Genomic DNA, 14508 nt, shown 5'->3' with positions numbered 1-14508 from the left:
ACCATGACCTTAAACATCGCCATCATCGGAGCCGGCATTGCTGGCATCACAGCAGCCCGCACTTTGGCCCAAGCTGGCCACCATGTGCATGTGTTTGAAAAGAGCCGAGGCGCAGGCGGACGCATGTCCACCCGCCTCAGCAACTTTGGCACGTTTGACCACGGCGCCCAATACTTCACCGTGCGTGACCCGCGCTTTTCGCTGGCCTTGCAAACCGTTCCCGGCACCACAGACATTTGCCGCCCATGGAGCGCCAACGCCGTGCGCGTGCTTGACCCTCTAGGTCATGTGTTTGAAGCTGCTCGTGCCACCAAAGACGCGCACTTTGTGGCCAAGCCCGGCATGAACGCCTTGGTGCGCCACTGGGCCGAACCACTGGGCAAAGCCGTTACCTACAACACGCAAGTCAACCGCCTTGAGCGCGCTGCCAAAGGCTTGTGGACATTGCACACCGTCAACAGCACCTCGGGCAAAGAAGTGGCGCAAAAGCACACTGGTTTTGACCATGTGTTGCTCGCTATTCCTTCGGTACAAGCCGAGAACTTGCTCAAAGCCTCCGGCAAAGAAGCAGCCAATGCCCATTGGATCAAAGCCATGGACGCCGTCGACGTGGCCCCATGCTGGACCATGATGGTGGCCTTCCCCAATGCCACACAACCGAACTTGCACATTGGCCCACAGTGGAACGCCGCACGCAGCATTCACCACCGCATTGCATGGTTGGCACGCGAGTCGTCCAAACCAGGCCGCGGCAAAGTGGAGCGCTGGACCGTACAAGCCAGCGCCGAATGGTCGGCTGAACACATCACCGACACCGAAGCCCGCGTGAAAGCCAAATTGCTTCGCGCTTTCTCGGAACTCACAGGCATCCGCGCTGAACCCGCACATGCCGAACTGCACCGCTGGCTGTATGCGAAAACGGTCAAGCCCTTGGGCGTCTCGCACCAGTACAACCCAGCCAACGGCTTGGGCACCTGTGGCGACTGGCACTTGGGCCACCGCGTGGAAGACGCGTTTGTCTCTGGCCTTGAACTCGCCTTGGCTGTTTGCCAATCCGCCAAGCGTTTGTAAAACGGTTCACGCACGCGCGACGTGCGTGAAGTTCTTGTGCGCTACATCGGTCGATTTGCTCCCTCCCCTACGGGCCCGCTGCATGCGGGCTCGCTCGTTGCAGCCCTCGCCAGTTGGCTAGACGCGCGTGCCCACGGCGGCCAATGGCTGGTTCGCATCGAAGACGTGGACGCACCGCGCTGCATAACAGCTGCAGACCAACTCATTCTTCAGCAGCTTGCCGCCTGCGGACTTGTGCCCGATGCGCCTGCGATGTGGCAATCGCAACGCAGCGATGCCTACCAAGCGGCTCTCGATAGCTTGATCGCCAAAGGCTGGGCCTACCCCTGCGGCTGCTCACGCAAAGAGATTGAAGACGCACAAGCCCTGATGGGTCACACGCGTGAGCGCCACACAGCAGCGGTCTACCCCGGCACATGCCGCGACGGCTTGAATGGCAAAGCCGCACGCGCATGGCGACTGAATGTGCAACGCGTCATCGACGAGTTGCAACTCGACACACCGCTCACTTGGCAAGACCGTTTGCTAGGCAGCCAACAACAAGACGTGGCTAAGGACGTGGGCGACTTCGTGCTGCGCCGCGCCGACGGCCTGTGGGCCTACCAACTCGCCGTGGTGGTGGACGATGCTGCGCAAGGCATCACCCACATCGTGCGCGGGGAAGACTTGACCGACAACACCGCACGCCAAATCGTGTTGCAACGTGCGTTGGGTTTGGCTACACCTTGCTACATGCATACGCCCTTGGTGTTGGGTGAAAACGGCGAGAAGCTCAGCAAACAAAACGGCGCAACCGCCTTTGATGCGAGCCACCCACTGAAGGCACTGCAAACTGCTGCGCAAGCCTTAGGCCTGCCCAAGCCCAGCGATGACACATCGATAGCGCAGGCGTTAGCCGAGTGGACAAAAGCATGGCAAGAGATGGACAGCCCAGTCCCGCGATAATCACTGGTTATTCAAAGACTTGCTGCCATGACTGCTGATACGCCCACCACCCCCGACACCCCAATAACTGACGCCCCATTCATGCGCGTCATCAAAACCTATGTGCTGCGTGCTGGCCGCATGGGTTCGGGCCAAGTGCGGGCGTTTGAACAATTTGGCCCCAAGTTTTTGGTGCCCTACACACCTGAGCGTTTGGATGTGGCTGCCGCCTTTGGCCGCTCTGCCCCATTGATTTTGGAAATCGGTTTTGGCATGGGCGACGCCACGGCCAAGATTGCGCACACGCGCCCTGACGACAACTTTTTGTGCTGCGAGGTTCACGCCCCAGGCGTGGGAGCATTGCTCAAGCGCTGCGGCGAAGAAAGCATTGGCAACATCCGCATCTTGCAGCACGACGCAGTGGAGGTGATGGACCACATGCTGGGCGAAAACAGCCTAGACGGCGTGCACATCTTCTTCCCAGACCCTTGGCACAAGAGCCGTCACCACAAGCGCCGCTTGATTCAAAGCGCCTTCGTCAACCGCTTGGCCAAACACATCAAGCCCGGCGGCTACCTGCACTTGGCCACCGATTGGGAGCCGTATGCGGAACAAATGATGCAAGTGGTGTCTGCCGAGCCTTTGCTCAAAAACACAGCCACCGACGCGAGTGGCTTTGCCGAAAAGCCCGCCTACCGCCCGCTCACCAAGTTTGAAAACCGTGGCTTGAAGCTCGGCCATGGTGTGTGGGACTTGGTGTTCACCAAGGTCTAAGGCGTCTGAAAGCCACGCCTATGCGAATCCCCACGCGCAACGGCGTAGGCGCCAGCCGCGTGTCGCTGCCCGTTGGGCCTTGGCCCACGGTGCTGGACTTCTTACTAGAGCGCATGCCCGACATCTCGCGTGACGAGTGGCTGCATCGCTTTGAACATGGCTTGGTGCTGAACGAAGAGGCCCAGCCCGTGGCGGCCACACAGACCTACACACCGCGCACCAAACTCTACTACTACCGCCACATTGCCAACGAGCCTGTGCTACCCCAAAAGGCCAGCATCGTGTTTGAAGACGAGCACTTGATCGTGGCGGACAAACCGCACTTCATGCCCGTCACACCTGCGGGCCGCTATGTGCAGCAAAGCCTGTTGGTCCAGCTCAAGCACCTCACAGGCAACGACGACCTCGTGCCCTTGCACCGCATCGACCGCGAAACCGCTGGCCTCGTGATGTTTGGCAAGCGCCTGCAAGACCGCGATGCTTACCACGCGCTATTTCGCGACAAAGCAATGCACAAGGTGTACGAAGCTGTGGCGGCGTACAACCCTTCGCTTGAGCTGCCACGCACGCACACCAGCCGTCTGCAACCCGACGAACTTTTTTTCAGAACCCAAGAGGTAGCTGGTGAGCCCAACAGCGAAACACGCATCAGCCTGCTCAAAGCAAAAGGCACGCGTGCGCTGTACCAGCTAGAGCCCATCAGTGGCAAACGCCACCAACTGCGCGTGCACATGATGGCGCTGGGCTTGCCGCTAGAGGGTGACCAGTTTTATCCCACCGTGTTGCGCGGGCCAGATGCGGAAGAAGACTTCAGCAACCCGTTGCAGCTGCTGGCGAAAAGCGTGGCGTTCACCGACCCCGTCACGGGTAAAGCCAGAGAGTTTCACAGCGCGATGCGTTTGAGCATCGCGCTGTGAAAAAACGTTACGCCTTGATTTCGCGTGCCGTGATTTGGTACTTGAAGGTGTCAGGCGCGTATGAGTCTGCGCGGCCATCCACCGTTTCAGCCACGGGGTACATCAAGAAGCCCAAGCGGTCTTCTTTGCTGCCGGGCAAAGCCACATCGTGCGCGGTGTTCCAGCCCAGCCAGTTACCTTCCCAGCCACCGAACAAGCGGTTGTACACGGGCTGCACCACGGCGTTGTCGGTGCGCTTGATCCACTCTGGGGTTTCCATGCGCATGACCTTGGCCACGTCAGCGGGGTCCATCGCCACCCAGCCGTTGGCTTGCAAATACACCTCGGCGCGGCAGTGTTGCGCGCCTTTCAAGCTGGCGGGGTTGCCCGACAACTCTTTGTAGCCAAAGGCCGAAGGCACCAAGCGAATGCCATACACATCGCGTGCAGGCACACCGACTGAGCGGCACAGGCCCACAAACAAGGCGTTGATATCAGCGCACTTGCCGCCGAGGTTGCCGGTCTCCAACATGGTTTTGATATCGCCCTCGCCGCAACCACGTGTCTTGGGTTCACGCCAGGCGTTGGCCACCACCCAGTCGTAAATGGCACGCGCTTTTTGTGCGTCAGTCTTTGCGCCTTGCGTGGCTTTGAGAGCCGTGGTGCGCACGATGCCGTCGGTGGGCAACAGCTTGGTGGCGCGGGTGTAGTGGTGCAAAGTTCCAGCGTCTTCGCGCGTGAACGCTTGAGCGGCTGGTTTGCTGATATCCACAAAACGGCTTTGTGTTTGCACGCGGCTGGTCACTTCAACAAACGGCGTCACGCCTGCGGCGAACTCGGTGTAGACCATGCGCGCACCTTCGGTACCGTCGCTGGTCATGCGTGAGGTGCCGTTGCTGCTGAAATTACTTTCCAGCGAACGCTGCCAATCGGAATTGATGCTGGGCACTGGCAACCACACGCGTGAGGCAGCGCCTTTGGCGTCAGCCAAATCCACACGGGTGGTGATTTCAAACGTGCGCCATTGGCCCGCTTGTGGCTCAAAGCGGCGAGCAGCTGAAGATGAGGTTTGGGCCAAAGCAAAGCTGGGCACACCACTGAGGGCACACGCAGCTGCGGCCCCCTTGAGAAGGGAACGACGCACGAGAGTCATGAAAGAGAGCTCCGAATAATGAGTGAGACCTGTCGGCACATACAAAGTGCATGAGCAAGATGAAACATCTCGCAGCACCCATGCCCCGAAGGCAGGTCACCTCGCGCAAAGTGCGCGGGGTACGCCAATTATCGCTTGGGGGTGGCTGCCTTTGACGGCGGCTGAGCGGGTGAAACGTTTTGACGTAGTTCAGTCAACCACGCGTTGGCCTGCGGTCCGCTCCAGTCCACATCGCCCACCACGCGCCAACGGGCTTGGCCATTGGGCGCGATGAGGATGGTGGTGGGATACACCGCCACACCCCAACGTTTGGCGAGTTCGCCTTTGGCGTCAGAAATGACAGGGAATGTCATGCCCGTGCTTTGCATGTAACGCGACGCGCGTGCAGCAGGCTCGCGCACATTGATGGTGAGCACCACGGTTTGGTTGTCACTGATGTCATGCAGAGTTTGCAAAGTGGGCAGTTCGTCTTTGCACGGTGCGCACCACGTGGCCCAAAAGTTGAGCACTACCACTTTGCCTGTTAGCTCAGCTGTGGTCCAAGCTTTGCCTTGCAAATCGATGGCTTCAATTTTGGGCGTGTCCACTTTGGCAGGCCATGGAGTTTTGTCGAACTGCGCCCATGCTTGGGTGGGCACAAAACTCAAAGACAACACAGCAAGGCAAACGCCAATAAAAAGGCCCAACACGGGTTGGGCCTTTGTTTGCATGTCGTAAGAACCTGCGTTCATGCGCATCACAAGCGCTCAGTCACCCAAGCTTGCACGCTGGCCAAAGCCTTGGGCAAAGCCGCGGCATCGGTGCCGCCAGCCATCGCCATGTCAGGCTTGCCACCGCCTTTGCCGCCGACTTGCTGAGCCACAAAGTTGGCCATCTCGCCCGCTTTGACTTTGCCTGTGTTATCAGCGGTCACGCCAGCGGCGATGTTGACCTTCTCGCCGTCCACAGCAGCCAACACGATGACGGCAGACTTCATCTTGTCTTTGAGCTTGTCCATGGTGTCGCGCAAAGTTTTGGCGTCAGCCCCTTCGAGCTTGGCCACCAAAAGCTTGGTGCCTTTGATGTCCACGGCTTGCGTCAGCAATTCGTCGCTTTGCGCAGAAGCCACTTTGCCTTTGAGGGCTGACACTTCTTTTTCGAGCGTTTTGACTTGCTCCAACACTTGGGCCAAACGTGAGTTGAGCTCGGTAGGTGGGGCTTTGAGTGCGCCAGCCGCTTGGGCTACTGAGTCTTCGAGCGACTGCAAATAAGCCAGCGCATTGGCACCTGTGACAGCTTCAATACGGCGCACGCCAGCTGCTACGCCACCTTCGGCCACCACTTTGAACAAGCCAATGTCGCCTGTCGCTTTGACGTGTGTGCCACCGCACAACTCGCGGCTGGAACCAATGTCGAGCACGCGCACGGTCTCGCCGTACTTCTCGCCGAACAACATCATGGCGCCGGTTTTTTGAGCGGATTCGATGTCCATCACACGCGCTTGTGCCGCGGCGTTAGCCAAAATTTCGGCGTTGACCTTGGCTTCGATCTCGCGAATCTGCGCATCCGTCACGGGTGCGTTATGCGCAAAGTCAAAACGTGTGCGTTCGGCATTCACCAAGCTGCCTTTTTGTTGCACGTGATCGCCCAGCACTTCGCGCAAGGCTTTGTGCATCAAATGGGTGGCGGAGTGGTTGCGCACGGTCGCAGCGCGCACTTGCGTGTCGACTTGCGCATCCACGTGGTCGCCCACGGCCAAAGTGCCTTGAGTCAAAGTGCCGTGGTGGCCGTAGACATCGGCTTTGATCTTCAAGGTGTCTTCCACTGCAAAGCTGGCAGAGCCGCTGACCAACACGCCAGCATCGCCCACTTGACCGCCGCTCTCGGCGTAGAACGGTGTGGTGTCTAACACCACCACGCCTGATTGGCCGTGCTTGAGTTCGGCCACAGAGTTGCCATCCAAATACACCGCCACCACTTTGGCAGTCGCTTTGAGATCGTCATAGCCCACAAACGCATTGCCTGCGCCGGTGTACTCCAAAGCCTTGTCCATCTTGAACTTGCCTGCGGCGCGGGCTTGGCTCTTTTGTTTTTCCATCGCAGCTGCAAAGCCTGCTTCGTCAACGCTTAAGTCCCGCTCGCGGCACACGTCGGCCGACAAGTCGAGTGGGAAGCCATAGGTGTCGTGCAGCTTGAACGCCACTTCGCCCGGCAACACTTTTGCGCCACCTTGCAATGCGGCATCCAAAATTGACATGCCCACTTCGAGGGTTTCAAAGAAGCGTTCTTCTTCAGCCTTCAACACCGACGCAATGCGTTCAGCCTGTGAAGCCATGTTGGGGTACGCATCGCCCATGAGCTTGACCAAGTCAGGCACGAGCTTGTGGAAGAACGGTTTTTTCTGGCCCAACAAATACCCGTGGCGAATGGCGCGGCGGATGATACGGCGTTGCACATAACCACGGCCTTCGTTGCTAGGCACCACGCCATCGCTCACCAAGAACGAGGTGGCACGGATGTGGTCGGCAATCACGCGCAGGCTCTTGTGGCCTAAGTCTTGGCAACCAGTTTCGCGTGCAGCGGCTTTGATGAGGGCATCAAAGATGTCGATTTCGTAGTTGCTGTGCACGTGCTGCAAGATGGCAGCCAAACGCTCCAGGCCCATGCCTGTATCCACACAAGGCGCGGGCAAGCGCGTGACGCTGCCGTCTTCGGCCATGTTGAACTGCATGAACACGTTGTTCCAAATTTCGATGAAGCGGTCGCCGTCTTCATCAGGGCTGCCAGGAGGGCCGCCAGGGATGTGGTCGCCGTGGTCGTAGAAGATTTCAGAGCAAGGGCCGCAAGGGCCCGTGTCGGCCATCATCCAGAAGTTGTCGCTCTTGTAGCGGCCACCTTTGTTGTCGCCAATGCGAATCACGCGCTCGGGTGGCAGGCCAATTTCTTTGGTCCAAATGTCATAGGCTTCGTCGTCTTCTTGGTAGACGGTGGCCAGCAAACGGTCGGCTGGCAGCTTGTAGACCTCGGTCAACAACTCCCACGCCCATTTGAGCGATTCGCGTTTGAAGTAGTCGCCAAACGACCAGTTGCCCAACATTTCGAAGAAGGTGTGGTGGCGCGCGGTGTAGCCCACGTTTTCCAAATCGTTGTGTTTGCCACCGGCGCGCAAACAGGCTTGCACTGATGCGGCACGCACGTAGGAGCGCTTGTCTTCGCCCAAGAACACGTCTTTGAACTGGACCATGCCCGAGTTGGTGAACATCAAGGTGGGGTCATTGCCCGGTACCAATGGGCTAGAGGCCACCACGGTGTGGCCTTTGGACTCGAAGAAGTCCAAGAATGTTTTGCGAATATCAGCGACGGTGAATTTGGGTGTAGTCATCCTCAAATTATAGGTTTCGGTGTCACCCCAGAGTCATCGCGGGCACTGGGGCAGCGGTATGCTCTGGGTAAATAAATTTGGAGACCCTTATGGACATGAAGACAGCGCCTCTTTCTTTGCTCAACGACCCTACTTTGCTCAAGACCGATGCCTTGATCAACGGCCATTGGGTGCAAGGGGCCAGCCGTTTTGATGTGCATGACCCCGCCACCGGCAAAAAGCTGGCCGATGTCGCCAACCTCACCGCCAAAGACGCCGAAGCAGCCCTTGATGCGGCCAATGCAGCATGGCCTGCATGGCGCAGCAAAACCGGCAAAGAGCGCAGCATCCTCCTGCGCAAGTGGTTCGACCTGCTTATGGCGAATCAGGAAGACCTCGGCCGCATCATGACCGCCGAGCAAGGCAAGCCCTTTGCCGAAGCCAAAGGCGAAGTGGCCTACGGCGCGAGCTTTGTCGAGTGGTTTGCCGAAGAAGCCAAGCGCGTCAACGGCGAAACCCTGCCCCAGTTTGACAACAACCGCCGCTTGATGGTGCTCAAGCAGCCCATCGGCGTGTGCGCCGCCATCACACCGTGGAACTTCCCACTGGCCATGATCACCCGCAAAGTGGCACCTGCCTTGGCTGCTGGCTGCCCCGTGGTCATCAAACCCGCCGAACTAACCCCCCTCACCGCCCTGGCTGCTGCTGAGTTGGCCATTCGCGCTGGCATTCCAGCAGGCGTGGTGAACATCATCACGGCCGACAGCGACAACAGCATTGCCATTGGCAAAGTGTTTTGCAGCAGCGACATCGTGCGCCACATCAGCTTTACCGGCTCCACCGAAGTAGGCCGCATCTTGATGGCACAGTCTGCACCCAGCATCAAGAAGCTCGCTCTCGAGTTAGGTGGCAACGCACCCTTTATCGTGTTTGACGATGCCGACATTGACAGCGCCGTGGAAGGCGCAATGGCCAGCAAATACCGCAACGCTGGTCAAACCTGCGTGTGCGCCAACCGCATTTACGTGCAAGACGCCGTGTACGACGAGTTTGTGCAAAAGTTCTCGGCCAAAGTCAAAACCCTCAAAGTGGGTAACGGCTTTGATGAGGGCGTGGTGCAAGGCCCGCTGATTGAAGACGCGGCCGTTGAAAAGGTTGCACGCCATGTGCAAGACGCCATCGCTAAAGGCGGCAGGGTCATGGTGGGTGGCCACAAACTAGACGGTCAGTTCTTTGAACCTACCGTCATTGCCGACGCCCGCGCCGACATGCTGTGCGCCCGTGAAGAAACCTTTGGCCCGTTCGCTCCCGTGTTTCGCTTTCACAAAGAGCAAGAAGCCGTGGATGCCGCCAACAATACCGAATTTGGTTTGGCCAGCTACTTCTACAGCCGTGACATTGGCCGCATCTACCGTGTGAGCGAAGCGTTGGAGTACGGCATGGTGGGCATCAATGTGGGCGTCATCGCCACAGAACACGTGCCCTTTGGCGGCGTGAAGCAATCAGGCCTTGGTCGCGAGGGCTCTAGCCACGGCATGGATGAGTACTTAGAGATGAAATACCTCTGCTTGGGTGACATCCTCAAATAACGTCAAAGCCTTTAAAAATGAAGGTCTACGTGGTTTTGCTTATTTTTTAACAGGATCTATGTATACAATCCTTGTATGCGTAACTTATGCATGGAAAGACATACCTAAACATGGACTCTAAGCAAATCTATCTGCGTTTTCTGAATCTCATTCATGCCTTGGATGGAGCAGAACACGCCCCTGTGATGGACTTGGATGCAAAAAAACTTCTCGAAGTGATCGCTGTTCGTCATGCAGAGGAAAAACCCTTAACGGTCACTGACGCCATGGCTTTGAGCAGTATTGCATCGCCTGCAACACTGCATCGAAAAATTGACCAACTGCGCGAGATCGGCATGATCGACACCGTGTTTGAAGGTAAAAATCGCCGCACCAAATACTTAGTCCCTACGCAAGTCGCTCACGACTACTTTGCCCAAGTCGGTGACGTGATGAAGCAGGTACTCGCACACGCCTAAGTCTTGCTGCGCGCCCCCATAACAGCATCCCTATTGGATGCTGTTTTGTTTTCAGCGAATGCTGTTCTCACATCGCTTCTTAATTTTGTCAGTAGCAATACGACGACAGTATTTGATGTCGTTCTCAACCTTGCCCATGCACAGATTCAGCAAATCGTTACTGCCTATCTTTTGGCAATGTGATTTGTCGTTCGTGTCGATTGCACGGCAATAGTTGGCTTTGTCTTTGTCCTTGATATCGTTGCAGCCTTGCGCGTTTGCCGCAACGCTGACCAACAAACACAAGCATTGGATTATTTTTTTCAAAGTGCGTCTCCATATTCAAACCATGTCGTGCGTTCAGTTTAGATCACGCCCCGATACAATGCCAGCACCTCTGCGGGTGTCGTTCAATGGTAGGACTCTTGCTTCCCAACCCCCTAATGACGTGTCGTAACGTCCACAGGTCTTCCGCAGTGAGACGCCACTAACCTGTTCCAGCAGTTCCACACATACAGGTGGTGGATTGGGTTACCCCAGTCATCACCCAGACTGGATTTCCGCAGGGAGTTATGCCTACACCTTCCAACATTCCAAGGTGTAAGTCAACATCAACCAACCTTGTTTCTTCCAAATTCCGGATGGGGCTAACAGGTCTGTGTTTTTGATTTTTATATAGAGAAGTCGTCTGTTGTATCCCTAGACCAACTTCAACAGTTTGAAGGAATGGGTCTAGCCAATCATCACCCAGACTGGTTTTCCGCAGCGGCGAGCATATTGGACAATCAGGCCATGACAAGTAGCATGACTTTTTTATCTCCAGCTTTTCCAAAGCCTGACCATTCGCACCCGAACACTGAGAAGTTAGAAGTCTGTTACGAGAAATCAGTCGTTGCCTTTATTGATGCTCTCGGATTCACCTCTCAAGTTAAGCAAGGCAACCTTGAGGCTATCAATCAAATCATCAATTTATTGAACTCAGCGATTCCTAGAAGCAACCTTCTGCAGGCAACAACACTTGGTCTATTTCGAGCACAAAATCACCCTGAGATATTCCCTCGATATCTACAGGTGTCGGATAGTCTCATCCTGTCGCAACGACTAGAGCAACCTGAACATAAAGACATTGACGGATTCCAAGACGTAGTCACTCGTATTATTCAGTGTTCGTTAGTTTTCCTGAATCACGGTTTTCTCCTGAGAGGGGGACTAGAGATAGGCGATGTTTGGCACACAAAGACAAATATCGTTGGTCCGGCATTCATTGACGCCTATGAACTGGAGTCAAAGGAAGCGATTTTCCCTAGAGTCATCCTTGGAAAAGAAGCGACAAAATACTGGATCGACATAGCATCAGGAACAATGAACCGTATGGTGATCGAATATCAAGGACACTGGACAGTCAACACATTCACGCCTTCATTATTTTTCGCCCCAAATGAATCGCCAAAAAAACTCTCATCATGGTATTCAAGATTACAGTCGAAAATGGAACAGCAAGTAAACAACACACATCTTGAACCTAAACAACGAGAAAAATGGCACTGGTTATTGGGGTTCTTAAAACAAGCTGCAGCTTTAGAAAACTGCAAACTTGATTGAAAACCTATTGTCCTCATTCATGATCACAGGTAGGGTCCGCACACCTCAACAGCCGTGTGGATCCAGCCATAACACAGAGCGATAAAGTTCATGTTCAGCGTCCAAATGAAAGTCATCTTCAGATCAGCACAAAAGACCGTATTGGCGGTCAATCTTCTTTTATTGCCCGTCGGATGGGCGTTTGCAGGCTCAATTCCATCGGAGTGCGAGTTCAACAAAACGCTTGGTCTGCACCCACACATGAAACAAATTTGTTTGAATCCAGTACTCATTGAAAAGGCTAAAGCTATCGACTTTGCTTTTCAACAACTCAAAGTATTCAGGTCAACAGTAGAGTTGAACGATCTACAAAAATTAAAAAAATTAAACATCAATAACTTGAGGAGCTGCAGCTTATTACCTAATTCAGAAGCTGAAGTTTGCACATCAAATTGGTTAAATGAGCTTGTGAAAACCATGGACGCAACAGCGCAAAAAAACTCCATCAGAATCGACTTTAAGAGAGATGAATTCGAAGTATCCAAGGCAGTTCAAAAAACCTATGACCTTGCTGCATTAGATGCACTCAACGCAAGAGACAAGTGTGTAAAGTCCGCAATCGTAAAAATGGATGACGGATTAAGCGGCGCCGACGTAATTGCAGAATCCGTTACGCAGGCATGTCGTTCGAAAATTAATGAGGCATTTGATGCCTACATTACAAGCGTGTTATCAAAATCGAACATCAATCAATCTCTGTTTCTAGATGATGCCAATCCGAACGTAGGTAAAGAGCTAAACAAGCAGGATTGGGGAGGCAAATCACACATCATTCCTGAAGTGCTTGAATACAGATCAATACTTAGAGACAAGTCGAACAGGGGAAATAAAAAGGAAAGCAGTAAGAGCCCTCCTAAAAGTTCATGATCAATTAGCCTCGGTAATTAATAAACACCAGTTGTCTTTCAACTAAATCTCAGGGATGGTCCCCTCACCTCAGCAACCAAGGTGACCTATGGACCAACTCTCCCCTGCCGAACAATACCGACTTATCTACGTCATTCGTGAGAAGTGTGGGTTCAATTTGACACAGAGTCATTTCACAGAAGTCGCCTTTGACTTGTTTGAGGACATCTCTGGCATGGAGGGCATATCGACCCCAAATGCCATGGAAATCATCAACATTTTGTGGAAGAAATACAGTGCCAACACCTACCCCTGAAACCCCTAAACAACAGATTGAACCCAAGGACAAGAACCGCTATACCAAGGCAGTTCAAGAAGGTCGAACCATCCTGACTAATGGGGGCAGCAAAGCAGACGCAGCAAGGGCAATCTTTCGCCTAATCCATGACGAGCATCGTGAGGTTGTCCTCCGAGCATTCGTCGAGGGGGCAGACGTAACGCCCAAGGGTTCCCCTACCTATTACTACAACATCAGCCGCAAGTTCCGTAAGCAGAAGGCAGACTGATCGCCCTCACCTTCTAGTGGGGGCTATCACCCACTAGAAGCGTCGATTAAATTGACGGTTTCACTCCCGTTGCCCAAGCAGTGATTTGACTGGACAGTGACCGCATTTAACGGACACATCCCATGGCAATCGTCAAACGTGAAGGTTCCAAGTACCTGTACATCCAGTTCCAGTATGGCGGCAAGATGTACATCAAGTCATCCAAGACCACTGACAAAGAACTTGCGGAACGCCTCGAATCCAATTGGCGCAAGCAGCTAATCGAGCAATATCAACTCGGCATCAAACCAACGATCGACACGCTGGAAGCATTCAAAGAGTATTCAGCATCCAAGAAAAAGATCGTCAGTCACTACGTTGTCAATCTCTGGTCGATGCGTGCAGCAGAGTTCTTCTCATACGTTCCACACCTGCACTTACTGCAGAGTCGTGACATTGAACGCTTCAAGATCGACATGGAACGCAAGGCGTACAGCAATCAGACGATCAAACATGCCTTGAACCAAGTTGGTGGCACCATCAAATATGCCAAGCGGATGGGGTATCAAGTCCCTGAGGTCGAAATCCCCAGTATCAAACTGTCCCGAGGTCGCCTACGTTATCTGACGGTGGAAGAAGAGCAGCGCCTCCTTGAGGCAGTTGATCCCAAGCGTGAGGTCAAGGGTCTAGCAACCTATGAAAAACGGATACCACGCATTAAAAAGCAGATGCAAGATGTCCACGACTTCATCATCATCTTGCTGGATACAGGGGCACGCCATGGTGAGATTTGCACGCTTGAGTGGTCCCAAATCAACATGGCAAGAAAGACAATAGCTCTGTGGCGCTCTAAAGTTAAAAACGAATCAGTCCTCTACATGAGCGACAGAGTTCATAAAGTGCTGTTGAGACGATTTGTCAGCAGGAATTCCAAGTTCGTTTTTACAAATGCACAAGGTGAGGCAAGAAAACACATCAACATGACGTTTCACAAGGCATTCCAACGAGCTGGGTTGCCTGATTGCTCAGCACACACCCTTCGCCATACGCTTGCCACCCGTCTAATCCAGAATGGCATGAACCTATACGAGGTCAAGGAAATCCTTGGTCACTCGGACATCAAGACAACCATGCGTTATGCCCACATTGAGCAAGCACAGGTCTCACGTAAGGCAACTGACCTCATCAACAAGATGAATCTAGACAAATAACTTAGCTAAAGCATATCAATACTGTATAAATACCCTCAGACACGGAATACTTGCAGGGGACGCTGAGTCCGAACTCATCCC

The 14508-nt window shown here is 54.3% G+C and carries 14 protein-coding genes; 10 read left to right on the top strand and 4 right to left on the bottom strand.

Annotation, left to right across the window (positions count from 1 at the left end):
• The first annotated feature begins 3 nt into the window (after nt 1-3).
• From B9Z35_RS13015 to B9Z35_RS03495, 4 genes are read left to right on the top strand one after another with little or no spacing between them, the layout of a single operon-like run.
• Nucleotides 4-1071, top strand: coding sequence for an NAD(P)/FAD-dependent oxidoreductase (locus B9Z35_RS13015; protein WP_199219756.1), 1068 nt, complete (start codon nt 4-6; stop codon nt 1069-1071).
• Between the two features lie 21 nt (nt 1072-1092).
• Nucleotides 1093-2016 carry a tRNA glutamyl-Q(34) synthetase GluQRS gene (gene gluQRS, locus B9Z35_RS03505; protein WP_233246457.1) on the top strand — a complete coding sequence of 308 codons (924 nt, stop codon included), beginning with the start codon at nt 1093-1095 and terminating at the stop codon, nt 2014-2016.
• Between the two features lie 27 nt (nt 2017-2043).
• The gene (gene trmB / locus B9Z35_RS03500; protein WP_108282255.1) at nt 2044-2769 is read left to right on the top strand and encodes a tRNA (guanosine(46)-N7)-methyltransferase TrmB; all 726 of its coding nucleotides are present in this window, start codon (nt 2044-2046) and stop codon (nt 2767-2769) included.
• Between the two features lie 20 nt (nt 2770-2789).
• Complete coding sequence (locus tag B9Z35_RS03495; protein ID WP_108282254.1) at nt 2790-3686, top strand: pseudouridine synthase; 897 nt, start codon at nt 2790-2792, stop codon at nt 3684-3686.
• A gap of 7 nt (nt 3687-3693) precedes the next feature.
• On the opposite strand, the gene B9Z35_RS03490 is transcribed toward B9Z35_RS03495, so the two are convergent.
• From B9Z35_RS03490 to alaS, 3 genes are all read right to left on the bottom strand, one after another.
• Complete coding sequence (locus B9Z35_RS03490) at nt 3694-4818, bottom strand: transglutaminase-like domain-containing protein (RefSeq protein ID WP_108282253.1); 1125 nt, start codon at nt 4816-4818, stop codon at nt 3694-3696.
• A 128-nt stretch (nt 4819-4946) separates the two neighbouring features.
• On the bottom strand, nt 4947-5549 hold the full coding sequence (locus B9Z35_RS03485; RefSeq protein WP_158268110.1) for a TlpA disulfide reductase family protein: 603 nt from the start codon (nt 5547-5549) through the stop codon (nt 4947-4949).
• 5 nt (nt 5550-5554) lie between these two features.
• Nucleotides 5555-8179 carry an alanine--tRNA ligase gene (gene alaS, locus B9Z35_RS03480; protein ID WP_108282251.1) on the bottom strand — a complete coding sequence of 875 codons (2625 nt, stop codon included), beginning with the start codon at nt 8177-8179 and terminating at the stop codon, nt 5555-5557.
• 89 nt (nt 8180-8268) lie between these two features.
• Here alaS and B9Z35_RS03475 point away from each other — a divergent pair, with 89 nt between their 5' ends.
• Nucleotides 8269-9747: an NAD-dependent succinate-semialdehyde dehydrogenase gene (locus tag B9Z35_RS03475; protein ID WP_108282250.1), complete on the top strand. Its 1479-nt coding sequence runs from the start codon at nt 8269-8271 to the stop codon at nt 9745-9747.
• A gap of 110 nt (nt 9748-9857) precedes the next feature.
• Entirely contained in the window at nt 9858-10205 is a 348-nt protein-coding gene (locus tag B9Z35_RS03470; protein WP_108282249.1) for a hypothetical protein, read from the top strand.
• Between the two features lie 51 nt (nt 10206-10256).
• Here the strand turns inward: B9Z35_RS03470 and B9Z35_RS03465 are convergent, their stop codons facing one another.
• Nucleotides 10257-10511: a hypothetical protein gene (locus B9Z35_RS03465; RefSeq protein ID WP_146178943.1), complete on the bottom strand. Its 255-nt coding sequence runs from the start codon at nt 10509-10511 to the stop codon at nt 10257-10259.
• Nucleotides 10512-10976: 465 nt separating this feature from the next.
• On the opposite strand from B9Z35_RS03465, the gene B9Z35_RS03460 reads away from it, so the two are divergent.
• The 4 genes from B9Z35_RS03460 (at nt 10977) to B9Z35_RS03440 (ending at nt 14427) form a co-directional block, all read left to right on the top strand.
• Nucleotides 10977-11786, top strand: a complete 810-nt coding sequence (locus tag B9Z35_RS03460; protein ID WP_146178942.1) for a hypothetical protein — start codon at nt 10977-10979, stop codon at nt 11784-11786.
• Nucleotides 11787-11891: 105 nt separating this feature from the next.
• Nucleotides 11892-12692 carry a hypothetical protein gene (locus B9Z35_RS03455; RefSeq protein ID WP_146178941.1) on the top strand — a complete coding sequence of 267 codons (801 nt, stop codon included), beginning with the start codon at nt 11892-11894 and terminating at the stop codon, nt 12690-12692.
• Between the two features lie 88 nt (nt 12693-12780).
• Nucleotides 12781-12987 carry a hypothetical protein gene (locus B9Z35_RS03450; RefSeq protein WP_108282245.1) on the top strand — a complete coding sequence of 69 codons (207 nt, stop codon included), beginning with the start codon at nt 12781-12783 and terminating at the stop codon, nt 12985-12987.
• A 372-nt stretch (nt 12988-13359) separates the two neighbouring features.
• Nucleotides 13360-14427 carry a site-specific integrase gene (locus B9Z35_RS03440; protein WP_108282243.1) on the top strand — a complete coding sequence of 356 codons (1068 nt, stop codon included), beginning with the start codon at nt 13360-13362 and terminating at the stop codon, nt 14425-14427.
• The last annotated feature ends 81 nt before the right edge of the window (nt 14428-14508 follow it).

The sequence above is a fragment of the Limnohabitans sp. Jir61 genome (assembly GCF_003063545.1).
Classification (GTDB): Bacteria; Pseudomonadota; Gammaproteobacteria; order Burkholderiales; family Burkholderiaceae_C; genus Limnohabitans.
The sequence above is the reverse complement of the archived record's forward strand: the minus strand, read 5'-3'. Positions and strand labels throughout refer to the sequence as shown.